Source organism: Paraburkholderia denitrificans (genome assembly GCF_042655705.1).
Classification (GTDB): Bacteria; Pseudomonadota; Gammaproteobacteria; order Burkholderiales; family Burkholderiaceae; genus Paraburkholderia; species Paraburkholderia denitrificans.
Genome location: NZ_JBHSMP010000009.1, coordinates 283,599 through 299,250, shown reverse-complemented (window position 1 = coordinate 299,250; position 15,652 = coordinate 283,599). Strand labels below are relative to the sequence as shown.

Annotated in this window: 12 protein-coding genes and 3 tRNA genes; 4 read left to right on the top strand and 11 right to left on the bottom strand. The window is 64.7% G+C overall.

The features are described 5' to 3' along the window. Nucleotides 1-359 precede the first annotated feature (359 nt). The gene (locus tag ACFPTO_RS07315) at nt 360-1,247 is read right to left on the bottom strand and encodes a hypothetical protein (RefSeq protein ID WP_377710461.1); all 888 of its coding nucleotides are present in this window, start codon (nt 1,245-1,247) and stop codon (nt 360-362) included. A 175-nt stretch (nt 1,248-1,422) separates the two neighbouring features. Next, nucleotides 1,423-2,487 (bottom strand): glycosyltransferase family 4 protein, encoded by a 1,065-nt coding sequence (locus ACFPTO_RS07310; RefSeq protein ID WP_377710459.1) that lies wholly within the window; start codon nt 2,485-2,487, stop codon nt 1,423-1,425. A gap of 765 nt (nt 2,488-3,252) precedes the next feature. Here ACFPTO_RS07310 and ACFPTO_RS07305 point away from each other — a divergent pair. Next, on the top strand, nt 3,253-5,088 hold the full coding sequence (locus ACFPTO_RS07305; RefSeq protein ID WP_377710457.1) for an ABC transporter ATP-binding protein: 1,836 nt from the start codon (nt 3,253-3,255) through the stop codon (nt 5,086-5,088). A 109-nt stretch (nt 5,089-5,197) separates the two neighbouring features. Here ACFPTO_RS07305 and otsA read toward each other — a convergent pair whose 3' ends face one another. Both otsA and otsB read right to left on the bottom strand, forming a co-directional pair. Continuing rightward, entirely contained in the window at nt 5,198-6,655 is a 1,458-nt protein-coding gene (gene otsA / locus ACFPTO_RS07300; RefSeq protein ID WP_377710455.1) for an alpha,alpha-trehalose-phosphate synthase (UDP-forming), read from the bottom strand. 79 nt (nt 6,656-6,734) lie between these two features. Continuing rightward, the gene (gene otsB, locus ACFPTO_RS07295) at nt 6,735-7,484 is read right to left on the bottom strand and encodes a trehalose-phosphatase (protein WP_377710453.1); all 750 of its coding nucleotides are present in this window, start codon (nt 7,482-7,484) and stop codon (nt 6,735-6,737) included. A 427-nt stretch (nt 7,485-7,911) separates the two neighbouring features. Here otsB and ACFPTO_RS07290 point away from each other — a divergent pair, with 427 nt between their 5' ends. Next, nucleotides 7,912-8,373 carry a copper chaperone PCu(A)C gene (locus ACFPTO_RS07290; RefSeq protein WP_377710451.1) on the top strand — a complete coding sequence of 154 codons (462 nt, stop codon included), beginning with the start codon at nt 7,912-7,914 and terminating at the stop codon, nt 8,371-8,373. Nucleotides 8,374-8,490: 117 nt separating this feature from the next. Here the strand turns inward: ACFPTO_RS07290 and ACFPTO_RS07285 are convergent, their stop codons facing one another. The 7 genes from ACFPTO_RS07285 to uvrC all read right to left on the bottom strand — a co-directional run bounded on the left by ACFPTO_RS07285 (nt 8,491) and on the right by uvrC (nt 13,149). Further along, nucleotides 8,491-8,985, bottom strand: a complete 495-nt coding sequence (locus tag ACFPTO_RS07285; protein ID WP_377710449.1) for a GNAT family N-acetyltransferase — start codon at nt 8,983-8,985, stop codon at nt 8,491-8,493. Nucleotides 8,986-9,105: 120 nt separating this feature from the next. Next, the gene (locus tag ACFPTO_RS07280; RefSeq protein ID WP_377710447.1) at nt 9,106-9,378 is read right to left on the bottom strand and encodes a DUF2164 domain-containing protein; all 273 of its coding nucleotides are present in this window, start codon (nt 9,376-9,378) and stop codon (nt 9,106-9,108) included. 150 nt (nt 9,379-9,528) lie between these two features. Continuing rightward, nucleotides 9,529-9,602: transfer RNA gene (locus ACFPTO_RS07275), tRNA-Cys, on the bottom strand. A gap of 125 nt (nt 9,603-9,727) precedes the next feature. Then, nucleotides 9,728-9,803 (bottom strand) — tRNA-Gly (locus tag ACFPTO_RS07270). Nucleotides 9,804-9,876: 73 nt separating this feature from the next. Beyond that, nucleotides 9,877-9,952, bottom strand: a tRNA-Gly gene (locus ACFPTO_RS07265). Between the two features lie 214 nt (nt 9,953-10,166). Continuing rightward, nucleotides 10,167-10,757 carry a CDP-diacylglycerol--glycerol-3-phosphate 3-phosphatidyltransferase gene (gene pgsA, locus ACFPTO_RS07260; RefSeq protein WP_377710445.1) on the bottom strand — a complete coding sequence of 197 codons (591 nt, stop codon included), beginning with the start codon at nt 10,755-10,757 and terminating at the stop codon, nt 10,167-10,169. Between the two features lie 97 nt (nt 10,758-10,854). Further along, complete coding sequence (gene uvrC, locus ACFPTO_RS07255) at nt 10,855-13,149, bottom strand: excinuclease ABC subunit UvrC (protein ID WP_377710443.1); 2,295 nt, start codon at nt 13,147-13,149, stop codon at nt 10,855-10,857. A 195-nt stretch (nt 13,150-13,344) separates the two neighbouring features. Between uvrC and earP the strand changes: the two genes are divergently transcribed. After that, nucleotides 13,345-14,553: an elongation factor P maturation arginine rhamnosyltransferase EarP gene (gene earP, locus ACFPTO_RS07250; protein WP_377710441.1), complete on the top strand. Its 1,209-nt coding sequence runs from the start codon at nt 13,345-13,347 to the stop codon at nt 14,551-14,553. A 219-nt stretch (nt 14,554-14,772) separates the two neighbouring features. Further along, nucleotides 14,773-15,330, top strand: coding sequence for an elongation factor P (efp, locus tag ACFPTO_RS07245; RefSeq protein ID WP_377710439.1), 558 nt, complete (start codon nt 14,773-14,775; stop codon nt 15,328-15,330). The last annotated feature ends 322 nt before the right edge of the window (nt 15,331-15,652 follow it).

Sequence of the window (15,652 nt, the reverse complement as noted above, 5' to 3'; positions counted from 1 at the left end):
TCGACTCCGCGGCGTACCGATCGCCATTTCCTGACGCGAACTATATCTGACAATGCAGATTTATACAAATCCATTTTTTAGCCGCTGATCACGCCGATCGCCTGTCCGCGATCAACAGACCGGCTCAACGCCCAGCGCGGTTCGCATCACAAGCGATTTCTTCAGATGTGGACGCTGCGTGAATTTTGCCGTGTCATGACGCCCGTCAGCTTGATATGGATTCCTGAGTCATCTTTAAATGCGCGCAGACGGACGGCTCCAGACAGGCAGCCAGCCCGGAAGCATCGTGATTTGTTCGATTGAACGACCGATGCGGCAAGCGGCGCGGCGTCCGCTACGCGACCGCACAGCGGACGTGGTCAGGCCTGCTTCAGCGCGGCGTCGAGGGCATGCGCGGCCACCCGGTCGCCTTCCGTGGCGAGGCCGACGCGAAACACCGTCTGGCGGTTGTGGCCCGCCGCAGCTGGCGAGTCCCACAGCAGTTCGATCTTCGCGCGCCATTTCATGGCCGCTGGCGCCGAAGCGGGCGCCGAAGCCGGACGCTCCGGCGCCGTGAAGGGCGATGGCGCAGCGCCGTCGGCGCTCGCGTCCGCAATGACTGGATCGGCGTCGGATGCCTGCGGCACAGCCGCAGCTACCGGGGAGCCAACCGGCTGCGTGCCCTGCGGCCAGCGCACGGAAAGCTCGCGCGCGTCGTACTGGCCGACCTTGCGGCTTTCCAGCCAGACGATGGTGGTGCGCGTAGCGGAATCGAGCGACACCGCGTAGCGGCCAATCGCAAAACGGCGCGCGGCGATATTGGTGCGCCAGAGTGCGCGCGGCCGGCAGATCCAGACCACCGCCGCATAGAGCGCGGGCGCGACGACAAGCCAGCCGTTGGTCGCTGCCACCGTGCTGAGCGCCCGGCGCCAGCCTGCGACCGAAACGAAGAAGCCGACCGACCACAGCGCGAACAGAAAACCGAGCAGACCGAAGAAACGCAGCGCCTGGCGCAGCCACGACGGCAACGGATGGAACGGGCGTTCGATGCGTGCCTTCGCGCCCGGCAGCACGATCAGCAGAAACAGGAAAACGAGATTGATGCACGCCCAGGGCGACGAAGCCATGCCCTGCAGCGCCGCCAGGAAGTTCATCTGCTCCATCGAGTAGAGCCAGCGCGCGAGGAGGACGAGACCGATCGCACGCAAGGCGAACATCGTCCCGGCGCCGGGTAGGGCTGCCGTGGGCGTCGGTCGGGTTCTCGCCAAAGCTCTTCTCCTCTTGTCAGGGTTGCCGGCAGTTTTGCGGGCACGGCCATTATAGGGACATTGCCGCCTCGTCTCACGCTGACCGGCAACGCTTGCGCACAAAAGACAACGCCCCGGTGCGCAGGCAGCGGGGCGTTTCGGCGACCAGGCGGGCAGCGCCCGCTGTCAGCCGGACTTAACCGGCGGCGACTTCGCGCAGCACGGTGCGGCGCTTCTGGCGCAGCAGTTCTTCGTAGACGCGGACGTAGTTCTGCGCCATCACCTTCGACGAGAAGCGCGATTCGAACGCACCGCGAACCTTCTCGCGCGACAGCGACGACACACGCTTGATGGCGGCGACCGCGCTGATTTCGTCTTCGACGACGAAGCCCGACACGCCGTTCTCGATCACTTCGGGCACCGAGCCGCGCTTGAACGCGACAACCGGCGTACCGCAGGCCATGGCTTCGATCATGACGAGGCCAAAGGGCTCCGGCCAGTCGATCGGGAACACCAGTGCGTGCGCGTTGCCGAGGAATTCGCGCTTTTCGGCTTCGCCGATTTCGCCGATGTACTCGACGTGCGGCAGCGCCATCAGCGGCTTGATGACTTCTTCGTAGTAGGCACGGTCGGCCTTGTCGATCTTGGCGGCGACCTTGAGCTTCATGCCCGCCTGACCGGCGATGCGAATCGCCTTGTCAAGGCCCTTCTCCGGCGAGACGCGGCCGAGGAATGCGAGGTAGCCGGGCTCGACGTTCGGAATCGGCGTGAGCACGTTTTCCGGCAGGCCGTGGTAGACGGTCTGCTGCCAATTGGCCTGCTGGAGGGGGATGCGCTGGTTGTCCGAAATCGAGACGACCGGCACGTCGCTGAATGCGTTGAAGATCGGCTGCAGTTCCGGCAGGTCGAGACGGCCGTGCATCGTCGTCACGAACGGCACCGGCTGACGCTGGAACAGCGAGAACGGGTAATAGTCGATGTGGAAGTGCAGCACGTCGAACTCGTCCGCGCGGCGGCACACTTCTTCGAGCAGCAGCATGTGCGGAGCCATCACGTCGCGAATCGTCGGGTCGAGGCGCAGCGCCTGCGGCCAGAAAGCTTCGAGCTTCGCCGAGGTGATCGAATCGCCGCTCGCGAACAGCGTGACATCGTGACCCTGTTCGACCAGCGCTTCGGTCAGGTAGGAGACCACCCGTTCCGTGCCGCCGTAGAGCTTGGGAGGAACCGCCTCGTGCAACGGAGCGATTTGAGCGATTCGCATAGTGGTGAACTCCTTCCTCGTAATAAATCGGGCAAAGTACTGCAAGTTTGACAATCGACCCTCGCCGGCGCCGGCAGCCTTGCCGTTCACCACTAGAGGCGTTCCGTACCGCTAACCACGCCGGCATCGCCGACACACTGGCCGTCGTAGTTTCAGATTGACGGAACGGCACAGTCGGGTAAACGCGCAGGGCTCGCGGTCGTTGACACACTTGCTGTCAGATTCCCTACGCTATTCGAGTCGGCATTATCCGGGTCCACTACCCGTGCCGCCTATGGCATTTCAAAAACTTTACATTGTTACAACTCGGAAACACGCACCAACCCCATGTTTTAAAACATAATTTCCACCTTGGGACTGGAATGCGCGTCCTGCGATCCTGACCGCGGCTCTACCGTAGTTGTTCCGCGGTTGTTCCGCAGTTTTCGATTGCGTGTGCACTCTTCGATCGCTGCGCTGTCGATTCACCGCTGGCCCGGCGTTGACCGCCAAGCACAACGACGTTTCAAATGCAATCCGTAATTATATCTCTAAAACAATCTTGCACGCCTGTTGAACGTCCACCGCAACAAGCTGTCGGCAAGACATTCCGTGCGCCGTACTGTCGCGATATCATGCGCGTCCCATGGTCCTGGGCGATGCGCCATGCGCAAGGGGTGTTTACAATGGATGAAATTCCGCGCTCGTGGCGGCTAGCTCGCCTTCCCTCTTCTCTTTGACTTTGCACGGATTCGCTCCGTCAGACTGACCACCCATCACAGACAATTGGAACATCTGACCATCGCCCAGCGTAACGCCCACAACGCAAAGCTCGCGAGCTATGCGCGGCGGCCGCTTGCGTTCCTGTTTCGTTACATCCGCCGTCACCCGCTCGCACACGCCATCGTGCTGGCGAGCGTGTTCGCGGCCGTCGGCTGCGCGCTCGCCTCGCAATACGCGATCAAGCATCTGATCGACGTGCTCGGCGCAGGGCGCCATCATCCGGGACCGCTGTGGACCGCGTTCGCGGTGCTCGTCGGCCTGATCGCCGCCGACAACCTGCTCTGGCGCGTCGGCGGCTGGTTCGCGGCGCACACGTTCGTCGCGGTGACGGGCGACCTGAGGCGCGACCTGTTCCAGTACCTGAGCGGCCATTCGCCGAGCTATTACGCGGAAAAGCAGCCCGGCACGCTCGCAAGCCGCATCACCGCCACCTCCAACGCCGTCTACACCGCCGAGAACACGACGGCCTGGAACGTGCTGCCGCCGTGCATCGCCGTGGCGGGCGCGATCGTCATGATCATCACCGTGAACCCGCTGATGGCCGCCGGGCTCCTGCTGTGCTCGGCGATCCTCTCGGTGATTCTCTTCAAGCTCGCCGGGCGCGGCTCGGCGCGGCACCACACGTTCGCGTCGCGGGCAGCCGCCGTGGACGGCGAACTGGTCGACGTGATCGGCAACATGGCGCTCGTGCGCGCCTTCGGCATGACGTTTCGCGAGCAGAGGCGCTTTCGCGGCACCGTGAAAGCCGAGATGGACGCGCGCCGCGACAGCCTGCTGTACCTCGAAAAGCTGCGTCTGCTGCACGCCGTGATCACGGCGATGCTCTCGGCGGGCCTGCTCGGCTGGGCACTCTGGCTCTGGGATCAGGGCCGCGCCACGTCGGGCGACATCGTGCTCGTCAGTTCGCTCGGCTTCACCATCCTGCACGGCACGCGCGATCTCGCCGTCGCGCTCGTCGACGTCACGCAGCACGTCGCGCGCCTCTCCGAGGCCGTCCAGACGCTGCTCGAGCCGCACGGCATGCCCGACCGCGACGACGCCACCGAACTCGTCGCCCAGGGCGGGCGCGTCGACTTCGAGGGCGTGACGTTCGCCTATCCGCACCGCAAGGCGATCCTCGACCATTTCGACCTGCAAATCGAAGCCGGACAGCGCGTCGGCCTGATCGGCAAGTCGGGCGCGGGCAAGACCACGGTCCTCGCGCTGCTGCAGCGCTTCTACGAAACCCAGGGCGGCGCGATCAAGGTCGACGGCCAGAACATCGCGGCCGTGACGCAGGAGAGCCTGCGCAACGCCATCGCGCTCGTGCCGCAGGACATTTCGCTCCTGCACCGCTCGATCTACGAGAACATCGCCTATGGCCGTCCCGAAGCGAGCCGCGAGGAAGTGCTCGCCGCCGCCCGCGAGGCGCGCTGTGCCGACTTTATCGAGGCGATGCCGGAGACTTACGACACGATCGTCGGCGACCGCGGCGTGAAGTTGTCGGGCGGCCAGCGCCAGCGCATCGCGATCGCGCGGGCGATCCTCAAGAACGCGCCGATCCTGCTGCTCGACGAGGCCACCTCGGCGCTCGACAGCGCATCCGAGGAGGCGATCCAGCAGGCGCTCGACCGTCTGATGGTCGGCCGCACCGTGATCGCCATCGCGCACCGGCTCTCCACGCTGCAGAACTTCGACCGCATCATCGTGATGAGCACGGGCAAGGTCATCGACGACGGCAGCCCCGAAGAACTGCGCAACCGCCCGGGCCTCTATCGCGACCTGCTCGCCAAGCAGTACGGCAAGCATTCCACGCTGCATCTGGGCCCCAAGAAGGCCGACGAGAAACACGTCGCCTGATTCGCCCGCGGCGCCTGCAGCGCCCTTCGGGAAACGAAAAAGCCGCCTCGATCGAAGCGGCTTTTTTTCGTTTTACGTGCGCCCCGCCAGCGGCGCTTGCCGCGCACGCTCAGCCCTGGTCCTGCCCCTGCACCGCTTCGTGCGCCGCCTTTGAGCGCAACGGCAGCGCCGCACGGCGCTTGTCGCCGATCTGCGTGAGGTCGCGCATGAACCGGTCGCGCCAGACCGACACATTGTTCTCGCGCAGTTGCGCCATCATGTCGCGGTAGCGCGCCACGCGCTCGGCAAGCGGCAGCGCGAGCGCCATGGCAAGCGCATCGGCCATGCCGTCGATGTCGAGCGGATTGACGATCAGCGCGCCGGTCAGCTCCTGCGCGGCGCCCGCGAAGCGCGACAGGACCAGCACGCCGGGATCTTCCGGATCCTGCGCGGAGACGTACTCCTTGGCGACGAGGTTCATCCCGTCACGCAACGGCGTCACATAGCCGACCTGCGACGCCCGGAACAGCGCCGCCAGCACGGCGCGCTCGTACTGACGATGGATGTACCAGATCGGCGTCCAGTCGAGTTCCGCGTAACGGCCGTTGATACGGCCCGATTCCGCCTCCAGGCGCAGGCGGATGTCCTGATACGCGTGCAGATCGGCGCGTGTGGGCGGTGCGATCTGCACGAACGAGACGTTGTTGCGCTGGGTCGGATGCTGGTCGAGCAGCCGTTCAAATGCGCGAAAGCGCTCGACGAGCCCCTTCGAGTAATCGAGCCGGTCCACGCTCATGATCACCTTGCGGCCATGCAGCGTCGCCTTGAGCGTGCGCACCGGCTTGCCGCGCTCGCCCGCCCGCGCGAGTTCGGCGATCTCGTCGGGATAGACGCCGATCGGATAGTCGCCCGCGAACAGCGTCTGGCCGAACGCCTCGACGCGCGTCAGGCCGTCCGGCTGCTGCATCACCGACCCATCCGCCTCGTTGACGACGTAATCGCAGAACGCGCGCAAATCGGGCTTCGTCTGGAAGCCGAGCAGATCGAACGAACACAGCGCCTTGACCAGTTCGTGATGCGTCGGCACCGCGAGCAGCACCTGCGAAGCCGGAAACGGGATATGCAGGAAAAAGCCGATGCGGTTCTTCACGCCCGCGGCGCGCAGCGCCTCGGCAAACGGGATCAGGTGATAGTCGTGGACCCAGATGATGTCGTCGTCGCGCAGGAGCGGCACGAGCTGATGCGCGAGCCAGCCGTTGACGCGGCGATAGCCTTCGAAGTCGTGGCGGTCGTACTGGACGAGATCGGCGCGATAGTGGAACGCGGGCCACAGCGTCGCGTTCGAGAAACCGCGGTAGTACTGGTCGTAGTCGCGGCGCAACAGGCCGATCGTCGCGAACGTGACCGGCCCGTGTTCCTCGAGCTGGATCTGCGGCTGGCCCGACGCGAGCACGTCGCCGCTCCAGCCGAACCACATGCCGCCCGTTTCCTTGAGCGCGTCATAGACGCCCACCGCGAGGCCGCCCGCTGCCGGGCCGCCTTCGGAGATCGGCGCGACCCGGTTCGACACGATAATCAATCGGCTCATGAGGTGCGGGTTTCCGTACAGGTATCAGTGAGTGAGCGCCGGCTGCGCGGCGCGAATTCGAATGCTGTGGAGCGGCGCGTCACGCACCGCGCATCGTCGCGATGAGCGATGCCAGCCAGCCTAGCAGGGCATCGACCGAATCGAGGCGAGCGAGCGCGATCGTGTCGCCCCCGCCCACCTTGATCGAAAGCCCCTGGTGCGCATTGACGACCGCGAAGCCCTTTTCGTCGGTCAGGTCGTCGCCCGCAAACACCGGACGGCGGCCCGCGAACGGCGGCTCGTCGAGAAAAGCGCGCAGCGCACGGCCTTTGTCGACGTCCTTCGGCTTGATCTCGTAGACCATCTTGCCGGGCTGCAACACGTACGCATCGGCGAATTCGCCGGCAAGATGCATGGTCGCCTCGCGCGCGGCGGGCTCGTGCTCGGGCGCGTTGCGGTAATGCAGGGCCAGCGCCGCACCCTTGATTTCGAGGAGCATCCCCGGATGGGTGCGCACGACTTCCGCGAGCACCTGTTCCATGTGCAGAAGCCGCTGATCGTTGAAGCCCACGCGCTGCGTGTCGCCGTTGGCGTCGCGGCGCTCGGCGCCGTGCAGGCCCGCCACCGGCAGGTCCGGCATGCCGAGGAAGGCGTCGATGCTGTCGATGCCGCGGCCCGAGACGATCGCCACCGCGCCGTGCGTCACGCGCCGCAGTTCGGCGAGCAGCGAGAGCATGTCGTGGCGCACCTGGATGCCGTCGGGTGTCGGTGCGAGTTCGACGAGCGTGCCGTCGAAATCGAAGAAGAAGGCCGTCTGATCAGGCGGCAATACGGCCGGTAGTGCTTGCATTCCGTGTTTTTCACCCCTCGGCGCGCTGGCCGGGTATGGTTCCGGCGGCTTGTCGGGCTGTCGGAGAAAGTGTGCGCATCTTACCGCGCCTTCAACCGATTTTCGAGTTGGCAAGGTGCGCGGCCCTTGCCGCGTGGTTTCCCGCGCGGTTTCCCTGATCTCCGCGCGAGCGCGATGCGGCACATGGCCTCACGCCGGAAAAATGTCCGCGCATCCCGGTAATCTGCCGCTAATTTTGCTACATTCGCAGCGATATGCGGCGCGTAGTCGCGCCAGCAGCGCCAACACATTCCGAATCGACCTGCCGATACAGCCTTTGCCTCCCGCGTTCGCCCTCTGTGCCCCCTCCGCGCTTTCGCTTGCTGTCCAGCACCGTCCGGCGCGGGCCAGCCGCCGATTTCATGTTTCACCCGCCACAGGAACCACCATGACGAAAAAACTGCCATCACTTGCCGCCGCACTGGGCGGCGCGCTCGCCTGTGCATGCGCGATGCTCGCACCGGCCGCGCACGCCGCCGACAAGGCGATCAGCGTACAGAACGCATGGGTGCGCTGGCTGCCCGGCAACCTGCCCGCAGCGGGCTATTTGACGCTCAGGAACGATGGCGACAAGAACGTCGATCTCGTCGACGTCGACAGCGACGACTACGGCAGCGTGATGCTGCATCAGACGATCTCGAACGGATCGACGCAGAAGATGGTGATGGTGGACAAGCTGACGGTACCGGCGCATGGCTCGGTGTCGGTCGCGCCGGGCGGCTATCACCTGATGCTGGAAGAGCCGAAGCACAAGATCGCGCCGGGCGACACGGTGCATATCAAGCTGGAGTTCTCGAACGGCGCGACGCTCGACACGCCCTTCGCCGTCAAAACGCCCGCGCAGCAGTAACGCGCGCAGGCAATCTGCGATCGACGCGCGCTCCAGCACGGAATGCGCGTGTTAGGCGTGCTGGTTCGCGCTACGCCACCGCATGCGGCTTTGCGCACGCGGACGCTTTTGCCGAGCCTACGCCGCGCGCATCCAGACGTGCGCAATGCCGTCTTCGTCGTGAATCTCCGAGACCGGCTCGAAGCCGAACGCTCCGTAGAACTGCTGCAGATGAGCCTGGGCATGCAGCCGTATCGGCACGCCGGGCCACTGCTGCGCGATATGGCGAATCGAGCGTTCGAGCAGCGCGTTACCAAGCTTGATCCCACGGTAGCCCGCCGTGGTCAGCACGCGGCCGATGCGTACGTCGGGATCGCTCGAATCGGGCAGCAGCACGCGCAGATAGCCCGCCAGCACCGGACGCTCGCCGGCCATATCCGTATCCCAGGCAAACAGGTGCCACGCCGCCGTGTCGAGGCCGTCGACGTCGCCGTAGACGCAGTTCTGCTCGACCACGAACACCTCCGAGCGGCCCTTGAGCATTTCGTAGACCTCACGCGCGTCGAGTGCGTCGAAGGGTTTCCAGCACCAGTCGAGATGTGCAAGCGGCAATGCGGAGGACGGCGTATTCATCGTTGATTTCCAGCAAGCGTCGGACGATCCGCAATTATGCCGCGCCTTGCATGTGCGCTTCAACGCACCCCTCAATGCGACCTTCGGCGCGACCTTCAACTCAACCTTCAACGCACCGCCTCACTTGCGGCGCTTCGGCTGCGCGTACTTGCGCCAGTACTGGAACGGCGCTTCGTGCAGATCGATGTCGAGATCGACGATGCGCGCCTGCATGCTTTCCTGCGCGTCGGCGACGGCCTTGTTGTAGACGGACGGCGCGATCTCTTCGAGAAAAAAACCAAGCAGCGCTTGGGCGGCGATATTGCCGATCGGCTCTTCCATGTTGACGTCGAAGTAGCGCTGGATCGACGCAATCGCATCGCGGCGCGCGTCTTCGGGGAGTTCAATGGGCATCGTGAGCAACCGTAAACGGAACGATCCGGCTATTGTGCGTGATGGTCTGCGCCCGAAGCGACCCCGAAGCGACCCCGGAGCCAGCCTCAAACCAGCCCGAAGCCAGGTGGAAAAAGAAAAAGCCACCCGAAGGTGGCTTTTCTTTACATCTGGAGGCGCGAGCCGGAGTCGAACCGGCCTACACGGCTTTGCAGGCCGCTGCATAACCGCTTTGCTATCGCGCCAGAAGCGGACTGCCGGTTAGCGAGGCTTGCTGCGCCCGCAACAACCGGACAGATTTGCGTAGCGGCCCGACATACTGATCACGGTCCGCCAAACAAAAGGGGAAGCGCTGCTTCCCCGGGATACCTGGAGCGGGAGACGAGTCTCGAACTCGCGACCTCAACCTTGGCAAGGTTGCGCTCTACCAACTGAGCTACTCCCGCGTGGTGCTGCTTGATCCTGCTTGTTACTGCCATCGGTGCGCTGCCGGTTACTGCAAACATCGCACCTGAATTCTGGAGCGGGAGACGAGTCTCGAACTCGCGACCTCAACCTTGGCAAGGTTGCGCTCTACCAACTGAGCTACTCCCGCATTGCTTTTTACTGCCGCTTTACTGCTTCACCGTCGATCTACCGCCTATTCACCACTTATCTTCAACTATCTCCACCGCTTCTGCCGTTTGCCACAACGTCGTGCAGCGGAGAAGTGAGATTATGTATAAGCCGCTGAAACGTGTCAACCCCCAATGGCGATCTTTTTTCAGACGTGTTTCAGACGTGTGACACGGGAGGAAGCGTGGAAGCGCTCAGTGCACCCCACGCTCGCGGATCTGCGGCCATGCGAGCTTCATGTAGTACAGCATCGACCAGATCGTGAGGAATGCCGCGACGTAGATGAGCCAGGTGCCCCACAGACGCGAATCGAACAGCGTCACACCGCCGATCGTGAGCGGCGCGTAGTAGAGCAGCATCGGAATCGCAACCATCTGGCATGCCGTCTTGAACTTGCCGAGCGAATTCACGGCCACGCTCTTCGATGCGCCAATTTGCGCCATCCATTCGCGCAGCGCCGAGATCGCGATCTCGCGCCCGACGATCACGAGTGCGAACACCGTGTCGAGCCGCCCGAGGTGCACGAGGATCAGGAGCGCAGCCGTCACCATCAGCTTGTCCGCGACGGGATCCAGGAACGCGCCGAATGACGACGTCTGGTGCCACTTGCGTGCCAGATAGCCGTCGAACCAGTCGGTGAGCGCCGCCAGCACGAAGATCAGCATCGCGGCCACGTTCTGCTGCATCGGGGCGAGCGCCGTCTGCGGCAGATAGAACACGCCGACCACGAGCGGGATCAGCACGATCCGCAGCCACGTCAGGAGAATCGGAATATTGAACGGCATTGGCGGGCGCTGTCTGTCGAGGGAGTTGCAATTGTGCCGTGTCGCAGCACCTGCCACAAGCGACCGTGAGGACGCGCGAAAAGCGCGCGCCCCGGCCTCAATGAAGCTGCTGGTAGATCTGCTCGGCAAGCGCGCGCGAAATGCCCTCGACGCTCGCCAGATCCTCGACGCTCGCCGCCATCACGCCGCGCAGCCCGCCAAAGCGGGCGAGCAGGCGCTGGCGGCGCTTCGCGCCCACGCCTTCGAGCTCTTCGAGGCGCGAGGTCTGACGCGTCTTGCCGCGCTTCGCGCGCATGCCGGTGATGGCGAAACGGTGCGCTTCGTCGCGGATCTGCGCGACGAGCATCAGCGCCGCACTTTCCTTGCCGAGTTCGAGCGGTGCGCGGCCATCGGCGAACACGAGCGTTTCCAGACCGACCTTGCGGCCCTCGCCCTTCGCGACGCCCACCAGCATCGCCGGATCAAGACCCAGTTCGGTGAAGACCTGGCGCGCGACTTCCACCTGCCCCTTGCCGCCGTCGATCAGCACGATATTCGGCAGCGTGGCAACCGCCGCGGCCGGCTCCGCGCGCCCGGTGCCCGCCGTGGGATCGGCTGGATCGCCGCCCGGCAGCGACTGCGCCTCGTCGGCCGCGTCGGCCACGTTGCTCTCGTTGCTCGCTGCCTGCGCAACCATCTTCTCGTAGCGGCGCGTGAGGACCTGGCGCATCGCCGCGTAATCGTCTCCGGGCGTGATGTCCGTGATGTTGTAGCGGCGGTACTCGCTCGACTGCATCTTGTGATGGTGATAGACCACGCACGATGCCTGGGTCGCCTCGCCCATCGTGTGGCTGATGTCGAAGCATTCGATGCGCAAATGCGCGAGATCGTCGAGTTCGAGCCCGAGCAGTTGCGCAAGCGTGCGCGTGCGCGCCTGCTGCGAGCCCTGCTCGGAGAGCAGCCGCGCGAGCGCGAGCCGCGCGTTCTGCTCGGCCATCGCGAGCCACGCCCGCTTCTGTCCCTGCGGCTGGCGCAGCAGCGCGATCTTGTGACCGGCCTGCCCGGCGAGCACGTCGATCAGTTCGCGGTTCGCCGGAGGATGGCTGACGACGAGCACCGGCGGCACGCGATGGCCGAAGTAATGCTGTGCGATAAAGGCATCGAGCACTTCCGATTCGATGCCGGTCTCGCCCTTCCTGCGGCCACCCGCAGGCAGTGCGGCGTCGGTGTCTTCTTCGCCTTCATTGCCGCCCGCGTTGCCGGTCTCGGTGGCACCATCGGCTCCAGCCGCTTCCGGCTCCGGCGGGAGGTCCGCCGCGATCGCGAGCGGATCGGCATCGACGCGGGCGTCGTCTGCTTCGGCATCGTGCGCGGCGCCGTCCGTTTCCGTTTCCGTTTCCGTTTCCGCTCCAGCCGACAAGCCCGCTGCCGCTTCGAGCGCCCGGCGCGCGAGCGACGGCAACGCGGTCAACGCCGAAGCGGCCAGCACCGCTTCGCTATCGACCTCCTCGACCATCCCGCCCTCCTCGTCCGTCAACGCACGTTCGACATGCGCGGGGAAATACGCCTTGTCGCCGAGATGCCGCCCGCCGCGCACCATCGCGAGATTCACGCAGACGCGTCCGCCGAGCGCCACGACCGCCAGGATATCGACGTCGCTCTCGCTGCCGGTCTCGATCGCCTGCTGATGCAGCACCGTCGCCAGCGAGCTCATCTGGTTGCGCACGGCCGCCGCCTGCTCGAACTTGAGTTCGGCCGCGAACGCATGCATCTTCGTTTCGAGTTCCTTCATCACCTCCGTCTGCCGCCCGAGCAGGAAGCGCGAGGCGTTGCTCACGTCGCGCGCGTAATCCTCCTCGCCGATTGCGCCGACGCACGGCGCCGTGCAGCGCGCGATCTGATGCAGCAGGCACGGCCGCGTGCGGTTGTTGAACACCGAATCCTCGCAGGTGCGCAGCTGAAACACGCGCTGCAGGATCTGAATGCTCTCGCGCACCGCCGACGCGCTCGGAAAGGGCCCGAAGTACTGGTTGTTGCGGTCGACCGCGCCGCGGTAATACGCCATGCGCGGGAACTTGTGGCCCGTGAGCTTGAGGAACGGATACGACTTGTCGTCGCGAAACAGGATGTTGTAGCGCGGCGCGAGCGCCTTGATGAGGTTGTTTTCGAGCAGCAGCGCTTCAGCCTCGGAGCGCGTGACCGTGGTCTCGATCCGCACGATGCGCGTGACCATCATCGCAATGCGCGGCGAAAGCTGGGTCCGCGTGAAATAGCTCGACACGCGCCTTTTCAGGTCGCGCGCCTTGCCGACGTAGAGCACCGCGCCTTGCGCGTCGTAGTAGCGATAAACGCCGGGCAGATGCGGAAGCTGTGCCAGCGTCGGCTTCGGGTCGAAAACGTCGGAATCTGTCATGCAGTATCGGGAGTCTCGGGGACAGGCCGCGTCGTCCGTCGCGACGCACTCAGGGCCGTTCGTGCAGCTAACGGGTGTGTCCCACGGTGTCTTAGAATTGTCAGTTTAGATCATTCCGTGCCGGGTCGAACCGGCCGCCACGGACAGCGCGCACGCGCACCACCCTTCGACTCGACACCACCCGCGCCCCACGCCATGACCGACGCGCCCCAGAACGCCCCATCCGCCGAATCCGCCACATCCGCCGCGGCTCCCTCTACGATCGCCTGCGACATCTTCTGCTCCGTGATCGACAATTTCGGCGATATCGGCGTGTGCTGGCGGCTTGCGCGCCAGCTCGCACACGAACACGGCTGGCAGGTCCGCGTGTTCGTCGACGATCTGCATGCGTTCGCGAAGCTCTGCCCGGCGCTCGACGTCGCACGCGCGACGCAGACCGTCGAGGGCGTCGTCGTCGAGCACTGGCACGAGCGCGCGCACGCAGGCGACACGCTGCAGATCGCCGATGTCGTGATCGAGGCGTTCGCGTGCGAGCTGCCGCCCGTCTACGTGATGGCGATGGCGCGGCGCGAGCAGCGTCCGGTGTGGCTCAATCTGGAATACCTGAGCGCCGAGGATTGGGTGGCCGATTTCCATCTGCGCCCCTCGCCGCATCCGCGCTATCCGCTCGTCAAGCACTTCTTCTTTCCGGGGTTGCAACCCGGTACGGGCGGCGTGCTCAAGGAACGCGATCTGGATGCCGCACGCGCATCCTTCGAGCGATCGGCGAAAGTGCGCGCCGCGTGGTGGCAACGCGCGACCGGCGGCAAGCCGCCCGCGCCGGACGCGACCGTCATCTCGCTCTTCGCCTACGAAAACGCGGCGCTCGACAGCCTGCTTGCGCAGTGGCGTGACAGTGTGACGCAGATCGTGCTGCTCGTGCCGCAAGGCCGGATCTCGGGCGCGGTCGCGCGCTTTTTCGGTCTTCCCGCATTCGAAGCCGGTGCGCACGCGACGCTTGGCGCATTGCATGCGCACGGCCTCGCCTTCACGGAGCAGCGTGGCTACGACCCGCTGCTGTGGGCGAGCGACCTCAACTTCGTGCGCGGCGAGGATTCGTTCGTGCGCGCGCAGTGGGCCGCGCGGCCGTTCGTCTGGCACATCTACCCGCAGGCCGACGACGCCCATCTGCCGAAGCTCGATGCCGCCCTCGATCATTACGCCCAATCGCTGAGCGCCACCGCACGCGCTGCGCTCGAACGCTTCTGGCACGCGTGGAATGGCCGCGGCACGCCCGACTGGGCGGACGTCGCGCCGCATCTGCCGGAATTCAGAGCCCGCGCGGCGTCGTGGGCGGGCGAACTCGCACGAGCCGGCGACCTCGCCGGAAATCTCGCCGAATTCGCAAAAACTCAGTTAAAATAAGCGGTTATCCGACGGCAGCCGTCTCAAGCGATTCACTGCAAGCGCTTCACGGTAGTGATTCACTGCGACGGCCCGCCAAGATGGCAAGAACCCGGTTCTGGGCACGGCAGCAGGAGCAATATGCTCCGCGCCCTGATTCGGAATCGCACCATCCGAACCCGCTTGCGACGTTTGCCGTCGAGCACACTCGAAGCTATTTAATCTGGACAGGACTGTTTTATGAAGACCGCACAGGAACTCCGCGTCGGCAACGTCGTGATGATCGGTAACGACGCCATGGTCGTGCAAAAGGCCGAATACAACAAATCGGGCCGTAACTCCGCAGTCGTGAAGATGAAGTTCAAGAATCTGCTGACCGGCGCCGGCATGGAAACCGTGTACAAGGCAGACGACAAGTTCGAAGTCGTCGTGCTGGACCGCAAGGAAGTGACGTACTCGTACTTCGCCGACCCGATGTACGTGTTCATGGACACCGACTACAACCAGTTCGAAGTCGAAGGCGAGATGATGGGCGACGCCCTGAACTACCTCCAGGACGGCATGGGCTGCGAAGTCGTGTTCTACAACGAGAAGGCCATCTCGGTCGAACTGCCGACCACGCTGGTTCGCGAGATCATCTACACGGAACCGGCCGTCAAGGGCGATACGTCGTCGGGCAAGGTCATGAAGCAAGCCAAGCTGAACACCGGCTACGAGCTGCAAGTGCCGCTCTTCTGCAATATCGGCGACAAGATCGAAATCGATACGCGCACGAACGAATACCGCAGCCGCGCCTAAGCGCGCCGCACGCCCGCTGCGCCGATGCGCGGCGGGTGGATTCGGAGAAAAAGCGTCCCCCGGGGCGCTTTTTCTTTTTTTCGCTAGCGTGTATGTTTGTCGGTGGCACAGGAAATCCTTACCTGATTTTTCCGCGCGCAATTATTGCGTGGCGCAATCCGCGCGAGGCGCGGCCCGCGGCACGGTTTCTGCTGCTCCGTAAGCAGGCATCGCAACCGGGTTGCCCCGGAAGCCACTGCGCCTGCCGCCAGCCGCCGCATCGGCGCGCGGCAGGCACACCGCCGCCATACTTGAGGACCAGATCTGAATTGACTGCGCCGTC